Origin of the sequence: Stappia sediminis (assembly GCF_009826895.1) — a bacterium.
Lineage (GTDB): Bacteria > Pseudomonadota > Alphaproteobacteria > Rhizobiales > Stappiaceae > Hongsoonwoonella > Hongsoonwoonella sediminis.
Window position 1 is genome coordinate 365,519 of record NZ_WUMV01000009.1, and the last position, 16,175, is coordinate 381,693.

General features: G+C 55.6%; 11 protein-coding genes. 4 read left to right on the forward strand and 7 right to left on the reverse strand.

Annotation, left to right across the window (positions count from 1 at the left end; translation table 11 throughout):
* Nucleotide 1: 1 nt before the first annotated feature.
* The 4 genes from GR183_RS20100 to GR183_RS22225 all read right to left on the reverse strand — a co-directional run bounded on the left by GR183_RS20100 (nucleotide 2) and on the right by GR183_RS22225 (nucleotide 6,243).
* On the reverse strand, nucleotides 2–2,200 hold the full coding sequence (locus GR183_RS20100; protein ID WP_160777453.1) for a Wzz/FepE/Etk N-terminal domain-containing protein: 2,199 nt from the start codon (nucleotides 2,198–2,200) through the stop codon (nucleotides 2–4).
* 301 nt (nucleotides 2,201–2,501) lie between these two features.
* Nucleotides 2,502–4,112, reverse strand: coding sequence for a metallophosphoesterase family protein (locus GR183_RS20105; protein ID WP_160777454.1), 1,611 nt, complete (start codon nucleotides 4,110–4,112; stop codon nucleotides 2,502–2,504).
* Between the two features lie 188 nt (nucleotides 4,113–4,300).
* Complete coding sequence (locus tag GR183_RS20110; protein WP_160777455.1) at nucleotides 4,301–5,080, reverse strand: sugar transferase; 780 nt, start codon at nucleotides 5,078–5,080, stop codon at nucleotides 4,301–4,303.
* A 296-nt stretch (nucleotides 5,081–5,376) separates the two neighbouring features.
* Entirely contained in the window at nucleotides 5,377–6,243 is an 867-nt protein-coding gene (locus tag GR183_RS22225) for a FecR family protein (RefSeq protein ID WP_260514025.1), read from the reverse strand.
* A gap of 1,217 nt (nucleotides 6,244–7,460) precedes the next feature.
* Here GR183_RS22225 and GR183_RS20120 point away from each other — a divergent pair.
* Complete coding sequence (locus tag GR183_RS20120) at nucleotides 7,461–9,128, forward strand: GMC oxidoreductase (protein ID WP_160777457.1); 1,668 nt, start codon at nucleotides 7,461–7,463, stop codon at nucleotides 9,126–9,128.
* Nucleotides 9,129–9,670: 542 nt separating this feature from the next.
* Here GR183_RS20120 and GR183_RS20125 read toward each other — a convergent pair.
* A complete protein-coding gene (locus tag GR183_RS20125) occupies nucleotides 9,671–11,122 on the reverse strand; it encodes an NCS1 family nucleobase:cation symporter-1 (protein WP_160777458.1) in 1,452 nt (483 codons plus the stop codon).
* Between the two features lie 347 nt (nucleotides 11,123–11,469).
* Here GR183_RS20125 and GR183_RS20130 point away from each other — a divergent pair, with 347 nt between their 5' ends.
* The 3 genes from GR183_RS20130 (at nucleotide 11,470) to GR183_RS20140 (ending at nucleotide 14,418) form a co-directional block, all read left to right on the forward strand.
* Nucleotides 11,470–12,333, forward strand: coding sequence for an efflux RND transporter periplasmic adaptor subunit (locus GR183_RS20130; RefSeq protein ID WP_260514027.1), 864 nt, complete (start codon nucleotides 11,470–11,472; stop codon nucleotides 12,331–12,333).
* A 200-nt stretch (nucleotides 12,334–12,533) separates the two neighbouring features.
* On the forward strand, nucleotides 12,534–13,169 hold the full coding sequence (locus GR183_RS20135) for a class I SAM-dependent DNA methyltransferase (RefSeq protein WP_160777460.1): 636 nt from the start codon (nucleotides 12,534–12,536) through the stop codon (nucleotides 13,167–13,169).
* Between the two features lie 208 nt (nucleotides 13,170–13,377).
* The gene (locus GR183_RS20140) at nucleotides 13,378–14,418 is read left to right on the forward strand and encodes an NAD-dependent epimerase/dehydratase family protein (protein ID WP_160777461.1); all 1,041 of its coding nucleotides are present in this window, start codon (nucleotides 13,378–13,380) and stop codon (nucleotides 14,416–14,418) included.
* A 38-nt stretch (nucleotides 14,419–14,456) separates the two neighbouring features.
* Here GR183_RS20140 and GR183_RS20145 read toward each other — a convergent pair whose 3' ends face one another.
* A complete protein-coding gene (locus tag GR183_RS20145) occupies nucleotides 14,457–15,395 on the reverse strand; it encodes a glycosyltransferase family 2 protein (RefSeq protein WP_160777462.1) in 939 nt (312 codons plus the stop codon).
* The gene (locus tag GR183_RS20150; protein WP_160777463.1) at nucleotides 15,392–16,114 is read right to left on the reverse strand and encodes a sulfotransferase family protein; all 723 of its coding nucleotides are present in this window, start codon (nucleotides 16,112–16,114) and stop codon (nucleotides 15,392–15,394) included. Before GR183_RS20150 ends, GR183_RS20145 begins: the two co-directional genes overlap by 4 nt.
* Nucleotides 16,115–16,175: the final 61 nt, after the last annotated feature.

A 16,175-nucleotide genomic window follows, 5' to 3' on the forward strand; every position in this document is an offset into this window, starting at 1 on the left:
TTTACGCCTTCGTGTCGCTGTGATAGCCGTAGCCATACGCATATGAGGTCGATTTTTCTTTCGACTGGTTCACGATTACGGAAAGGCGGCTCGCCCTCGCCCTCTCCAGTTCGCGCAGGCCAGTCCACGCCTCGATCTGGCTCGTCGCGCCCCACTGGACGATGTAGAGTGAAAGATCGACATTGCGCGCCATGATGCCGGCATCAACGACCTGACCAAATGGCGGCGTGTCGATAATGATCACTTCGAACGCATCGGAAAGTGCCTTCAAGAGTTCGCCGAAGCGTTCGGAAGCAACAAGCCGATCCGTCGGCAGTTCGTCTCGCGAGCCGCCGAAGATGAAAGAAAGTTCGCCGTGCCGCGGACGTTGGTCCGGATAGATGACACTTTGCAGCGGCACATCCGTACGGGTGAGCCAATCGAAGAGGCCGGCCCCTTGCGCTTCCCCGACCATACTTGCGATCGAAGGCTGCCGGAGATCCGCATCCACCAAAACTGTCCGCCGTCCCGCTAGCGCGTAAGTCTCGGCCAGGCCGAGCGCAACGGTGGATTTCCCCTCGCCTCGGGTCGTCGAAGTCATTATCAGCGAGAGTTTTTCCGGAAAATCGAGCATGACGTCGATGTTCAGCTTTGCGCGCCGAAGGGCTTCCGCGTAGGGACTTAGAGGCTCTTCGACCAATGCATTAGCCAAATCGCCGGAGAGCGGGCGATAATAGGGTATGCTCGACAACACCGTTTGGCCGGTTAGAGCCTCTATCTGATCGACGGAGCGATAACCGCCGATATATTGCTCACGCAGCACTGCGGCACCCCAAGCCGTGGCAAGTGCCGCCGCGAAGCCGAGTCCCAGCATGATCTTGACGGCGGGAAAGCTGATCTCCTCCGGCAACATCGCACGCGAAACGATACGCGCATCGGCAATCGCGAAATTGGACTGCAGTTCCAGTTGCCGTAGTCGTGTAAGCGTTTCGTCGTAAAGCTGACGCCCTGATTCCGCCTCCCTCTGCAGCGTGTAGAATTCCACCATACCCTCGTTCGGGATCGAAATATCCCCGAGGCTAGACTGCAATTCGGCGCGCAATTCGCCAATGCGATCCTTCGCCTCCTGCCGGGCCTGCGAGAGATTCTGCTTATATTCCCCGATGGTCGTCTCAAGCGTGCGATCGATTTCAGCAAGGCGTTCTCTCACCGCATTCGCGCGCTCCGTCTCGTCTGGGCCGGCTTGCTGCAGAAAGGTCTGCGCAGCGCGGCGCTCAGCCAGTGTGCGGTTCAACGTGCCACCGCCAACAAGTTCGGCGATATCTTCGAGCTCTCCGTCCTGAGACCGGAGCCGTGCGAGGCTCGCCGCATCCGCTCTCAGGTTTCCCGCGCGTTCGGTCTCATCTTTGAGCAGCGTTTTCAGTTCGCGTACCCGAGTCGCCACTTCGGGCGTACCGTAACGCTCAGCCGCCGACGCGATGAAAAGATCGAGGCGATCCTCCACATTGCGGATATTGGCCGACATCGCCTCGACCCGTCCGTCAAGCAGGCGTACGGCCCGCTCTGCCGACATCGCCTTGCTGCGGGCCTGAAACGCGATATATTCCTCCGCCACGGCGTTGGCGATCATCGCCGCTTTTTCCGGAGAGCGGCTCTCGGCGGAGACCGAAATGATGCTCGTGATCCCCCGCCGGCGGACATTCAGCGTGCGGGCAAGGTTTTGAACGACGGCCGCCCGTTCCGCCTCCCTGCGCAGCCGGGCTCCCTCCCCCACCATCAGCGGATCGGCAACAGGGCTTAATCCAATCCAGCCGAGAACCCGGTTTACCGAGGAAGGTCGATATCGATATTCATCATCCTCCGCCAGTTCGAGCCGTTCGATCACGGCGTCAAGAACATCAGCGGAACGCGCGATCTCCACCTCCGTTTCAATGACACCAAGCGCCGCATCATCCTGGCGCCCCCTCTCCATCATTCCAAGAAGCCGGGATTCGGTCGGATCGACCACGACGAGTGCCGTAGCCGTGTAGAATCGTTCCAGCATTGCCACGAGCAGCACGCTAAGGACGACAACGCAGAGAAATACCGCAATCGCGACGATGAGTTGCCGTTTCAAAACCTCAGCGGCCCACGCAAGCAAATTCTGTTCTTGCCTCAGCGTTTCGTCGCTGGAGGGCTGGAGGTGCTGGAGATTGTGCGACCGCCCAAAGCTGTCGTGCATTGCGCAAGTCCTCTATGAAGAGTCACCAAGCTCTCACAGGTTTGGCGAATTTACCATTTTTAATTCGTAGCATGATTTTTGCAAAATATTATCAAATATCAATACGAAATTTAATTACAAAAACTTCCATTTTCTCTTTTTCAATTTATTTTACTTAGATTGAAAAAATATTACATGTAAAGAAAATAATTTTATTAATGGTCATAGAAAATCAATTTATACTATTTGATGATTATATTAAGCTCCTGCAAATGCCGAGCAGCTTTTGCAAGACGCGAAAGCCGGCTATCCTGCGCTTTGTTTACCGCGATATCGGTCCCTTGTTCCTTGGGGAGGATATCTTCGGCGCCTTGATTTCCATCTCCGCCGAGCGGACATGATCGATCGCTGCGACAAGATACTCCTGCTCCTTGAGAGGAAGGGTGGCAATAACCGAATTTATGAGGCGTCGATCAGTGGCGCTCTTCATATAATGCTCGATGAAAGGGATCATGTAGAGCCGGTCTCGAACCGCGACCTCGAGGTCGGCACGCCGCCTTTCCCGCAACTCCTCGTCTAACATACTGTCCAATAAGAAGCCGAGGACGATCCGTCTTGCGATGCCCGACCCTTCGGACCTTCCCGTCTTGTAGGCCATTCGCAGCAATTCTACCGGCAACAGCCCGACGCCGTCGGCTTCGTACGCAAATGCAGCCGCATTCAGCCATCCATATGGATCACCAGGAGATTGTCCATTGTAGTCGGCGATCAGTTTCTGACAGGACCGATAAACGGCCTGAGAACTAAGCGACGTGCGTGTTTTGATGCCGGAAAAATAATTCTTGCGGCATCGAGTGAGGCGCGTCGCAAGGACCAGGCGCTTGGATCCATCTGCGACTGATTCCCTACCCACCAACGCCGAAAGGCCTAGCGGCGTCAATTCGTTGTACGCCGACATTGCTCTCGATACGCCGCTGTAAGCCAAGCAAAGGCCGACGCTCAGCATGATGGCGGCCGACAGGAGCATTGGCACCTTCGCATCCGCCACTCTCCGGAGCGAATTCGGCGCACCCTGCTCCTGAAATCCAGACGTCCTCCAAGCTCCTTCAGGATGGGCGGCACGGCTCGGCCGCAACCTTGAAGGACGTGCGCCTCCATTCGTTTTCCCGATCTTGCCGTGGTCGTGGGCCGGTTGGATTATTCGCAGGGCTTCCCTTTGTCCGTTCGAAAGAACGAGCACCGAGAGGTTTCCGGTGAAATATGCCCCGGTGTCGATGTTGATCCGCTGGCGCCGCACATCAATTTCAGGGACCGGGGTGTGGCCATGCACGATAACTTTAGTAAACTCCTCGTTCGTGTCGAGGAATGGCGTTCGGATCCACACTAGGTCTCTGATCGACTGCCGATCGAGCGGTGTTCCGGGGCGGATGCCGGCGTGAACAAAATAATAATCGCCGACCGACCAAAACGGCTGGAGGCTCTGCAGGAATGCGCGATGGCGCTCAGGCAGAAGGCTACCGAGGCACATTGACGTTTCCGCCAGCGCCTCGGGCGTTGCCGGCGACTGCATGCTGATGCCGTAGGATTCCAGAGTAGCAAGTCCGCCGATCTCTAGCCAACTCGCCCAGCGCTCCGGTTCCTCGAGAAACCCGAGCATCGCCTGCTCATGGTTTCCGAGAAGCGCGACATACTCCGCCCCAGGAAAGGGATTATTTGCCAGCCTTTCGAGGACTTCAGCAGATTGTGGTCCGCGGTCGATACAGTCACCGAGGGTCACGACGAAGTGACGTTGCTGCCGACGTTTCGTGCGATCGGCCTCTATCGCCGCGATTGCACCTTCCAGGAGGTCGAGGCAGCCGTGAACGTCACCGATCACATAGATGAGTGTTTCAGGGGGAAGGCTCGCCCGGTTTTGCCGCAAGCCATCGATCATTTTCCTCCTCCGCAACGCGCGCCCCACTGCGTAGTCGCTTGCTTGCAACCGCGGGCCGAGACCGCTTAATCATTCTAAAGCTTCTCCCCTAAAAGCGAAGTCGCTTTTGTGATAAGAAAACGCTTCGACATCAGTATGTTGAAGTACAATCTTACCGTTAAATCGACTGCTTTTCGGCAGAAAATCCTCTAATATGCCCCCCGCCCGCTCAGCAGGGCCGGTATCGTGCGCAGAACGATTGCCACATCGCGCTTCAATGCGATGGTGCGCACATATTCGGCGTCCAATTGTATTCTGATGCCGTAGTCGGTATCGGAGCGGCCCGAAACCTGCCAAAGACCGGTCATTCCCGGGGGGACGCGAAAATAAGCGTCGAAGTCGGCGCCATCGAAAAGACAAGCCTGTGTTAATTCGTTGTACCCGCGCGGCCTCGGGCCGACAATGCTCATGTCCCCCCTGAGCACGTTAAAAAGCTGCGGCAACTCATCGAGGCTGTATCTACGCAGAAAGCGCCCCGCGCCCGCGATGCGCGGATCGTCGCGAAGTTTGAAGCGCTTGTTGTATTCGGCGCGCGCATCCGGATGTTCCGCGAAATACGCCTCGAGAATCCTGTCCCCGTCCATCTTCATTGTCCGGAATTTAAACATGCGAAAACTGCGCTTCATTGCACCTGGGCGCTTGCACGAGTAAATGACGGGGCCTCCATCCATGGCGACAAGCGCGGATATCATGAGCAGCACAGGCGCAAGAACCATGATCGCTGCCAGCGAGACAGCTATGTCGAAGCCGCGCTTCCAGACCGGTAGCGGAGAATTCAACGTCCGCCGCAGGATCGGCGTCAGGCGACGGCCGATTAGGTCCGCCCGTATCGCCAATCGATGGGAGCCCGTCCCCGATCGGCTCAGGGCGATGGCTACCGATGGACGCACATTTTGCCGAAAGGCCCGTTTTTCTTCGAGGATGCGCAAAACATTCTCCTCAAGGCTGCGACGCGCACCCCTCCATGCGCGTTCGTATTTAAGTACGGCCGTCCCGTGCAGCGCCGTTATCAAATCGCCCTAGCTCCGCACGGCGATCAGGCGCCCCCCCTTTTGTGCCCCCTATTACCTCGCCACTTCGCAGCCAATTCCCGAAGCGCACCAAGCCTGCCGAAAGACCAAATGCTTTTCGTTGGGGAATTCAGCTTTAGAAATTTTCTTTGTCGGCCTGCCGCCGCTTTCGGTGCTGCCCGACTACAATGGCGATCTCGCCTTGAACGATGACCTCAGTTCGCGCTTCCTGAGTTCGTGAGCTCCACCACTCCGCGATCTTCGGGTTCTTCCTGCGATGGGAATAGCCCAACGCGTTGCACCAACGGTGGCGACGCGAGCGCTGCTGGATCAGTATCAGTGCCCGCCCGCCGCTGCGTCGGCGCGCTCGGTTGCAGGCCGAGCGTCGGGCAATCGTCCAACGAAACCTGAAAATCCGCTCTCAGCGGATTTTGCGTCTTCACAAAGGGGAAATTCGCCCGCAGCTGTTCTTCTCGGACGGATTCGTCCTCAAGGAGCTCCACATCCTGCCTCGGCGCCGCTTGCGCCATCGCGCAGCCGCCGCGCAGGATCTGGCAAAAACCGTCGTAGGTGCAGATATCCGTGGCGCCACTGAACACAACGACGCGCGTAGCGCCATTGGGCTCCACCGACATGTCGAATTCAGTTCCGCGGACCCCGATTGTCGCCGTGGGCGTATTTATCCTGTACGCCCGCTTTTCGCTATTTCCCGTAATCATACGAAAGGACCCGCCTAGAGCCCGAACGGTGAAATTGTTTGCTGTACTGCTTGAGCGAAGAAGATAGGATTCTATCAGTAGGGACGAGCGCGGTCCTACCACCAGCTTAGTCTGGTCGCTGAATATGAGATGGACGAGACCCGCCGCATCCGTTGCAATACGGTCTCCTTCCTGCACCGCCGTGCCCCTGACGATTACGATGTCGACTTCCGCTTTGGCACTGATCCTTCGCGCGTCGGGCACGCTCTCGACCGCCCTACCAGCCACAGGCTGTGCGGATAATTCCCCCGCCGTCGCGGCTAGGATCAGGGTCGCTCCGACGACTCGGGCAAGAATTCGCTCGTTTACATTTAATCGGACCATGCCAAAATCCTTCTACTGTCAACCGGAGCGGCAACGTCCCAATCAAATTTCTGTGGAAAACTAATATTAACGAAACTTTACGTGAATTAAAGTATTATTTTTAAGCAAATTTTAATATTTGGTTGACTCGATGAATAATCATCACGTGAAAGTAGCATTCGAACAGCCTGTGATTGATGTATTTCCCATCTGCCACTTTATGGGCGTTTTAACGGCCCGACTTTCGGCGAAAAACGTTCCCGACGGTGATCTGCTCCACGGAAAGTGGCCATTCCTCTAGGTTAGCATTGGCTCCAATACTGGAGCTGAGAATGCCGAAGAAACGCTATTCCCCCGAAGAAATCATCGCGCTGTTCCGAGAGGCCGAGGTTCGCCTGAGTCGAGGCAAAACGGTTGGCCGGATTTGAAGGATGCTTGGGGTGTCTGCGCAAAGCCACTACCGATGGCGGCCCCAGGCGATATGGAATTCAAATGCGCCCGATAATCGATGCCCTTCGCTCGAAACATGCAAGAGCGAGCGGTGGACGCTTCGGGCGTTCCATAGCTAGGGTCTGGACCCATAAAATTGACGGAAATGGTATGAGCCGATTTGAGGCGGTAACGAGGAACAGGAACGCAGGAACAAGAACGCAGGAAACCAGACCCTAGGGTCAGGACCTATTCAATTGAGGAAAATGGTATGAGCCAATTTGGTTGGATACGAGGAGCAAAAGCGCAGGAAACCGTCTGGTTTTCAAGGCTTTTCGACAAAGTCGCCGGCCAAATCGGCCATATCTGTACAGACACCGAAACGGCTTCGACCTGCCTTGTCGAAGCGCTTGGCCGGGTAGTCAACCCGCCCCGCGCCCATCTCCTAGCATCTCTTTGCCGTTTCAGGTGCCATTTCCGTCAATTTAATAGGTCCTGACCCTAGATACTTTTGATTGAATTTGGCTTCACGAAGATGTCCCGAGAGGCGATCGCACCTTCGATCCCGCGCATAATCTCCATCAATCTCTGGTGTTGGATAGGCGCGTCCGCCTTATGGAAAGAGGGACTTTTAAACCGCTCCGAGCCCATAAAACCTGACACCTTTGCTTACGCTGACCTGCTGCCTTGTTACAGCCTTGCCGTTAGCGTCCTTCCTGGCCTAAGCTGTTGGTGAACTCGACTTAATTCTGACCAACGACCACCGGATTGTTTCTTAGATTTTGATGCCAGTTTACGGGGCAGCCCAAATGTTCATCGACGCTAATGAATTGGCGGACAATGCTCAATTGGACTGCGAAATCTGCATTATCGGGGCGGGTCCCGCAGGGATCGTCCTTGCTGATGGCCTAGGAAAGATGGGATTACAGATCTGCCTCACGGAGGCAGGTGGCTTGCTGCCACAAAGTGATCATGCGGTCCCCAGCGTGTCCGAACAGCTAAATCATTCGATCATAGTTCACCCACGAACAAGATACTTTGGCGGTATGAGCAATGCTTGGGGCGGCGTACGCGGACTCAATGTTGGTTTCATGCCGCTCGACCCAATCGACTTTGAGAAGAGACCGTGGGTGCCAAACAGCGGCTGGCCAATTTCTTACCAAGAGTTAAAGCCTTTTTACGAACGCGCGTGCAGCCTCGTTAACGAACTGCCAAGTGAAGATTTTGATGCACAGCGGCATAGCGATCACCTTCTCGCGGCATTCGACGATGACGTTTTCCGATCGTGCATGACCTATCTTGTCAGACCCATCAGGTTTGGAAAGCAGTACCAAGAGGCGTTGGGTCGGGCACAAAATGTCCGCGTTCTGCTGAACTCCTACGCGACAGAAATCGAAGAATGCCGATCAGAGCACGGTATTAGCCTTATCCACTCCTTTGCAAAGGGCGGAAAAAAGCACCGGTTATCTGCAGGAATATTCGTGTTGGCATGCGGCGGTCTTGAGACCACGCGACTCCTGCTTGCCTCCAAACGCAAACATGCCTGCGGCGTAGGAAATCAGAATGATCTGGTTGGCCGCTACTATATGCAACATCCCAAAGGCAGCCACGGGCATATAGCCCTTCGAAAAAATACTAAATTGAAGTGCTACGTGCCGGGCCTTTTGCTTAAAGATCGGCTTTTAAAGGCTTGTATCTCGCTCACAAACCAACGGCAGCGCCGCGAAGAGCTATTGAACCACCGGGTCGTACTTGCTCCGTTGTTGCAGCTTTCGGGAAGCCACGCCGCCAGACGCTACGGCGAACTCCGCGCCTTATGGAGCGAGAGGCAATGTGGAAAAGCCTTTCGTATGGTAGCGACTTCTGGTGCGATTGGCATACCCAAGGTCGCGGCTTCCACCTGCAGGAATATAATCTCTTCTTTATCCCATGGAGCCCTGCACTATCGGGTAATCAACCATATGGAGCAATTGCCCGAGCCATCCAGCCGCATTGAGCTTTCCAGGGAAACGAACCGCTTCGGTGTTCCTCTCCTGCGCACGAGATGGCGCATCGGTGACGCGGAGAAGAAAAGCCTCTGCCGCTTCCACGAACTTCTAGGCCAAAACCTCAGCCGCTACAAAATTGGCAGCCTTCAAAGCCGCCTAGACCCGCAAATGAATAGCTGGCCAGTTTTAACGTCATCGTCCCATGATCTCGGAACTACCCGCATGCACTCAGATCCACGGTATGGCGTAACCGACGCTAACGGCGGTGTCCATGGTTTGAGAAACCTTTACATTATCGGGGGCGCTCTATTCCCTACAGGTGGCCATGCTAACCCGACTTTGACGATCATAGCGTTGGCGCTTCGTATGGTGGCCCATCTTGCGGTTCAGGCACGGATGACGCCGCGTTTGGTTCGGCCATTTCACGCCTCAGTCCGCAAAGATCTTGTCGGCAACGGATCCAAATTGCCGCAACCCCGGGAACGTTGATTGATTGGTAGTTGGCCCTCGGCGCCGGCTATCGGATCTGTAAGATCTGGCGTAATGTCATTGTCATCAACGCGCTTCGTGCCGTTAATGAAAAGGTTTTCGGCGGGTGGCAGACGAACGTCAATTTCACAGCCGGAGTGGGTCGCTTAGAGCGCTTTCCACGAAAGCAGGATCGCTTTCATGGGAGGAATTCGCTCCGGATGCCCGGAGTTGTTCTTCTCCGTTTCTTCTGTCAGGCGGAAGCGGTGAGTTTGGGAGCCCCCCCCCGGTCTTGGCTGCGCGGCCCAATTCACCGAATTCGCTTCGCAACGCCACTGGCCGGAATTGCTTCGTTAGCTCCCTGTCGATTTTCGATCCCATCTCGAGCAGGATCGCATAGGCTAAGCGCCACGAGTAGTGCTCCTTGTAGGCGCGTTCTTCGGTAAGAGCTGCGAATACGTCGCAAAAGATTTTGATCCGGACGGTTGGGGATTACGGCTCTTTCAGCGATTTATTGCCGTTGTTTGTTGTATCCCCGCTTCGATTATTGAGAGGTCAATCGGTCAGATTTTTTCTGGAATTGGCAAATTGCTTCGCATTAACGCCAGATGCAGAGTTCCACCGAGAACTGCGCCGATCACCCATCCGAAACCGGAAAGCCCCGCCAGTGCGGGCACCCAGACGGTCGCCACCGAGAAAATCGCGGAAGCGCCAAAGGCGAGAATAGCCTTGTGATTCCAGCCGTTGCCGTAGAAATAGGGCCCTTCCGGGTCGGACGAGAACATGTCCTCGACCGAAATTTTCTGCCGTCTCAGCAGGTAGTAGTCGGCCACGAGGATTCCGTAGAGCGGTGCGAGAAATGCACCGAGCGTATCGACAAATCCCGCAATACCGATGTTGGAGATCAGGGGCACCCATAGCGCGCCGATGAAAAAGGCGATTATTGCGGTGATGATCCCGCCCATCTTTGCAGAGATCGTCGATGGCGCAAGATTTGCGATGTCATAGGCGGGCGGGATGAAGTTCGCGACCAGGTTGATGCCGACCGTGGCCGCGAAGAACGTGACGGCCGCGACCAGCGTGAGAAACACGTTGTCCACCCGGTCCACGATATCGGCCGGATTGGTGAGTTTTTCTCCGAAAAGAATGACGGTTCCCGCTGTGACGAACAGCGCGATGAGCGAAAAGAAAGCCATTGAGACCGGCAAGCCCCAGAAATTGCCTGTTTTCATTGCGCGCTCGGATTTCACGAAGCGCGAAAAATCGCCGAAATTGATTATAACGGCCGCGAAATACGCGATCATGGTGCCGATAATTGTGAAGAAGGCGGCAACGGGACCTCGCGGGTCCGTGGCTTCGGCACCTTCGAAAATCGTACCGAGCGCGCCGAAAATGCCGTTGCCGGCCTTCCACCAGATCACGAGGCATAGCGCGATCATGACCACATAGACGAAAGGACCGGCCCAGTTCAGGAACTTGCCGACCCAGTCTATGCCACGCATGAAGAGCGCGACCTGGAAAACGCAGACGATGGCGTAGGAGAGCCACCCGACCAACGTCATGCCCAGGAATTCGCCGCCCCCATCGGTGCCCAGTATCGTGTTGAGAAGCAACGCCACGGCCGTTGAGGCGAAGTAGGTCTGAACGCCGTACCAGAAAATGGCGACGATACCGCGGATGAGAGCGGGAAAGCGCGCCCCGTAGACGCCCATGGACGCTCTTGCCATGACCGGATAAGGCACGCCGAATTTCACCGAGGGCTTGCCGGTGAGGTTTACGAGGATCATCACGAAAAAGCCCGCAATGACAATTGCAGCAAATACCGCCCAGCCATTGATGCCATATGTAATGAAAAGCGATGCGGCCAACGAATAACCGAACAGGCTCTGAATGTCGTTGTTCCACACGTTGAAGATCTCGAAGGCGCCCCATTTTCTTTTTTCAGGCGGCAGCGGAGCAAGGTCTTCGTTGTGAAGCGAACCGTCGTGAGCGCTTGTCGTGGGTGTCAGAGCCATATGTAAATCCTTATCTAAATCCTTGAAGCAACCGGGCTGACAGTTGGCCTCATCCGCCTGTTGAATGCTTGAACTATGGGTTCCGGACAAAGGTTGAGGACTGGGTCCAAACCCTAACACATCCTCAGGTATCCGGGTTGGCAGGACAAGTTTCCTCTACGTTTGCTGTTGGTCATGGGGCGAAACCGGTCAAACCGCACAAGGTCCATGACCGACTTTCGAGCAGGGTACTGTCGGCGAAGAATGATGACAGCTCTATTGCACGTGATCCCACGCTACCCCGCGATGCGGACTCACGGATGAAATATGATTAGAGTGGATGCACAGCGAAATGAGGCGCTACCACCATGCAGGTTCCAGCCCTCGTCACAGCAGGACCGATCCCTCGACGCAGGTGCCTTCTCGCACTCGCCGCAGTGTTCCTCGCACTGAATGCAACTGCGCAGGCCGAAGATCAGGCCCTGGATGCAGGCATGGCGTTTGAAGGTGTGGTTGAAATCGCGCACGCTTTTGACATAACGCCTGCTGCGGACAACAAGATACTGCGGCTCAACTTCATCGAGGGCCAGCTTGTCGACAAGGGAGATCTGCTAGTCGAATTCGACCCGCGTTTCATAAGTCTGGACGCCGATTACGCGGCGGCCGCCGAAAACAAGGCCAAGGCTCAACTCTCCCTCGCCCGCGACAAACTGGAGCGCCTCGAAAGGCTAAAGGAGAACAACACGATCTCGGTCGCCGACTACCTGACGGCGGTACATGACATGCAAGTCGCCGAAGCGGATCTGGAACTTGCGAGGATTACGCGCCGCCGGGCGGAGATCCTGCTTGAAGATCAGAAGCTATATGCTCCCTTCAGCGGACAGATGTCATCACCCAAGGCGAATGAGGGAGCGGATGTCGAAGTTGGCGAAGACAGCGCAATCGGCACCATATATCGGCTCGACCCAATCAATGTCCGTTTCGATTTTCCCGTCGCCATGCTGATTTCGCGGATGCAGTCGGGTGCCATCGATCGTGAGATCTTGAAAAAACTTCGCATAGAACTCCAATTGCCCGACGGCAGCATTTACGAGCATACGGGACGCGCACTTTCCGCGCGGCCCTATATCAACGAAGCCACGCAAATGGGCACGATCATCGCCCAATTCCCCAATCCGAACTACATTCTGCGGCCCGGCCTGAGGGTCACGCTGCGCCGTGCGGCCGAATGAGCCTGCGTTTTAAAGCCGGCCGCATTCGTCCCTACGAAGGACCGTTCGTAAGCGCCGAAAACCTGGCGATTCCGGATGCCGTGATCTCCCGCTTGAATGCGCCTAAACTTTCTGCCGGACGTTTCGCCTTGCAGTCCGGTCACACAGCCGCGCCCGATTGAAAATAGCGCTCGGCCCTTACGTCACACGAGGAGGCGTCCATGGCGAACATACCCGACGATGGCCTTAAGCGAATTCATTGGGCGGTGTCTCCGGCCGGAAGTGAGGAACTGAAAGCTCGCTACGACCTTTGGGCCCGGCACTACGACGCCGACCTGACCGAGATCGAGAACTACACGGCTCCCGCGAAAGCGGCCAATGCGGCTGCACGATACCTCAGGCCCGACGCTCGCACTCTGGATGCCGCATGCGGCACGGGGCTGAGTGGCGCCGCACTTCACGACAAGGGCTTCACCAACCTTGTCGGGCTCGACTTTTCGCCCGCGATGCTGGAACAGGCGAGACGCAAGGGCATCTACCGCGAGCTGGTGACCGGCGACCTCTCGAAATCGCTCGAATTTCCAGACGACGCCTTTCAAGCCGTGACCATCGTTGGAGAAAGCATCCACCTTCCCGTTGAATGCTATCGCGAATTCGTCCGCATCGTGCAGCCGGGCGGATATATCGTCTACTGCGGGTCCGATGAACGCGCAAAAGAGCGGGGCCTCTGGAAACTCTGCGAAACGTTGGAGCGAGAGGGGCGATTAAAGTTCGTTGAAAGCGGAGAGCCTTTTCGCCCGCTTCCAGTTTCCGAGCCTGATCTCACGTTCGTCACTGTCGTACATCTGGTGACCTAGAGTGAATCCTGACAAATCCGTATCGGTTTTGGCGGGATCTGCGTATGGCTGCAGGGGCTCTGCGCCCCCCCTTGGAAAATCCGCAGTGGCTCCTCCCGTGAGCACTGCGTCGGCGGTCAATATCCCGGTAATCGAAGGGGTTTTCAGGCGTTGACTTTCATTCGGCGACAGCCTTCACTCATTGCGTATGTGCAAGTATGAGGTCGGTATGCGTACGGCGTTTGTAACTGGAACAGCCGGTTTTGTAGGCTTTCATCTGGCTCGGCTTCTCCTCAAGGAAGGTTTCCGCGTAGTCGGCTTCGATGGCATGACCGACTATTACGACGTGGAACTGAAGCGGCAACGGCACGCTATTCTGAGCGAAAATCCGCACTTCACGGCACATGAAGCCTACCTCGAAGACATGGATACGCTTGCCGCCGCCGTTCGCGACGCCAAACCTGAGGTGATCGTTCATCTCGCGGCACAGGCAGGTGTGCGCTACAGTCTGGAAAACCCGCGCGCCTATATCGATTCCAACCTGGTCGGCACATTCAACCTTCTCGAGTGCGCCCGCGAGTTCCCGCCCGAGCACCTTTTGATGGCTTCCACGTCGTCCGTTTACGGCGGCGAGACGAACATGCCGTTCATGGAGATCCAGAAGGCCGATACGCAGCTGACCCTTTATGCCGCCACGAAAAAAGCAAATGAAAGCATGGCGCATTCCTATGCCCACCTGTGGAAAATCCCGACGACGATGTTCCGGTTCTTTACCGTGTACGGGCCGTGGGGTCGCCCCGACATGGCGTTGTTCAAATTCGTGAAGGCAGGCCTCGAAGGCAAACCGATCGACGTCTACAACCACGGGAAAATGGCTCGGGATTTCACATTCGTGACAGACCTCGTGCGCGGCATTCGCCTGCTCATCGATTGTCCGCCTCCTCAGGTCGCGGAGCGCGGGATATCCATTCACAACGACAGTTTGAGCGCAGTTGCGCCGCACCGCGTCGTCAACATCGGCAACTCGGAACAGGTCACGTTACTCGAATTCATCGATGAAATCGAAGCTGCGATCGGCACGCCGATCGAGCGCAACTACATGGAAATGCAAATGGGCGACGTTCCCGCCACCTGGGCGGACACATCGCTTTTGCACGCGCTGACCGGATATCGGCCAGAGACATCGGTCAGGGACGGAATACGCGCCTTCGTGGATTGGTACCGCGAGCACTACCGGGACAGCGCACTGGCCGGTGCCCGGTCCGCCTGACTGCGATTGGGCAGCGTAGCCACCGCCCCGGCGGACAATCAACCCGGACTGTTGGGAATTCGCACATTCCCGGTGGCTGCGAGGCGCGCACACTCTTCTTCCAGGGACCTTAGCGGGTCGGCAGGCAACCACCCAATAACAGTGCCAAACCAGGCTATGCGGACCGCGCCCGCCGATACTCCCTCCGATTTTCGCCGCCTGGCAATGCGTTGATAGCAGCGGCGAAGCAGCCTGCTCTGCACCGAACGATCCACATCGCCTTCAGCGAGGAAATTTCGCACGGCCATCAAATAGTCATGCAGCTCTTGCGACTTGTTGGAGGACACAGAATTCGCCGCATCGCGCACTTCGACGACGGCAGCTTCCAGCACCGCAAGACAAGAAGATGCGGCAGCGATACGAAGCGGAAGGCTCACATCCTGGATAAAGACGCTTCCATCCGCACCATTCGCAGCAATAACGTTGCTCGCTCTGGCCAGAAATCTGATGCCGACGAGACGACGCCGAACGAGCGCAGGCAAAGCCGGAGAATATGTCTTGAACGCGTCCGGCGTTACTCTTGCGCTTCTTGAGCGCTGACCATCGATAAAATGCGCTTTGCCGCCATAAACGATATCCGCCCCGGAAATTTCGCACGCCTCGATCATCGAGGCGCTCGCACCCTCAGGCAAACGATCGTCTGCATCTACAAAATGAAAATACTCTCCGGTCGCATTGGATAATGCCAGATTGGTTGCGGCGGCAGGCCCTTTGTTTTGCGGACTCGCCGCGATATTGATATCCACGTTTTGGATATGATTATATTTTTCAGCAAGGTCATGCAGCACTTCGACTGAATTATCGGTCGAAGCATCATCCGCAAAGCATATCTGTTTCAGCTTATCTGGAACTTGTACAATTATGCTTTCAACAAGCTCATCAAGATAGTTTGCCTTGTTGTAGACCGGAACAATATACGAGATATGGGGTTTGCTCATGTCGAAATGGAATGAAGGCTGGGAAAGTCCATCGAATATTCGAACCTTACAAAATCTTCCTTGAATTTTTCACGTACCATATCGGCAGTTTTGTCCGTGAAGAAAGATGCAATGTCATTCTTCCGGCGCTCACTGGCATTCGTCACGTCACCGGCACGTGCAATTATCTCTTCAGAAGCATCAAGATGCTTCAATACCTTCATAAAATCCGAAGAGAAATCTTCCATCTTCCCCACATAGTCGTAGTTTATGTTTTTTACCTTCAACAAGTCACATTGTGTCCTCCAGTGCTGGTCCTGCATGTAATGCTGATGACGGCAAACACCTTCGACGAATTCTTCAAAACCCATCTTTGCCCGCGTCTTGGGATCGCGATGCGGGTCCCATTTCCTCAGATAAATGCTCTTCTTTTCAGCATTGAAGCCCGGCTGATCCACGCCACGTTGAAAGTAGGTATAGGCCGACACAAGCCTGTCGAACGGATTTCGCACAAACGAAAACGTGTAGTAATTTCTCCGCCCGGAGCAAATCTCAAAAAAATCCTTCTCACTCAAATGCTTGGGAAGCACGAACCCGGAGCCCTTGTGTCCCATGACATCGCGCGGGTTTTCCAAAGGCGGAAATCCGTTCAGTTCCCTCAGGCGATTGCGGATAGACGTGCTGGCGACCTTGGGATTGATCACATAAAGATATTTGCGCTCATGCGAGATGATGAACATAAGCTTCAGTCGACGATATTCATGAAACTCAGGCGCCAACTCACGTATGAATTTTCTCGGC

Excerpts from the sequence above, each read along its gene's own strand:
- GR183_RS20120 (WP_160777457.1), top strand. The coding sequence starts at position 7,461 with ATGTTCATCGACGCTAATGAATTGGCGGACAATGCTCAATTGGACTGC.
- GR183_RS20100 (WP_160777453.1), bottom strand. The coding sequence starts at position 2,200 with ATGCACGACAGCTTTGGGCGGTCGCACAATCTCCAGCACCTCCAGCCC.
- GR183_RS20105 (WP_160777454.1), bottom strand. The coding sequence starts at position 4,112 with ATGATCGATGGCTTGCGGCAAAACCGGGCGAGCCTTCCCCCTGAAACA.
- GR183_RS22225 (WP_260514025.1), bottom strand. The coding sequence starts at position 6,243 with ATGGTCCGATTAAATGTAAACGAGCGAATTCTTGCCCGAGTCGTCGGA.
- GR183_RS20130 (WP_260514027.1), top strand. The coding sequence starts at position 11,470 with ATGCAGGTTCCAGCCCTCGTCACAGCAGGACCGATCCCTCGACGCAGG.
- GR183_RS20150 (WP_160777463.1), bottom strand. The coding sequence starts at position 16,114 with ATGTTCATCATCTCGCATGAGCGCAAATATCTTTATGTGATCAATCCC.
- GR183_RS20125 (WP_160777458.1), bottom strand. The coding sequence starts at position 11,122 with ATGGCTCTGACACCCACGACAAGCGCTCACGACGGTTCGCTTCACAAC.
- GR183_RS20140 (WP_160777461.1), top strand. The coding sequence starts at position 13,378 with ATGCGTACGGCGTTTGTAACTGGAACAGCCGGTTTTGTAGGCTTTCAT.
- GR183_RS20135 (WP_160777460.1), top strand. The coding sequence starts at position 12,534 with ATGGCGAACATACCCGACGATGGCCTTAAGCGAATTCATTGGGCGGTG.
- GR183_RS20145 (WP_160777462.1), bottom strand. The coding sequence starts at position 15,395 with ATGAGCAAACCCCATATCTCGTATATTGTTCCGGTCTACAACAAGGCA.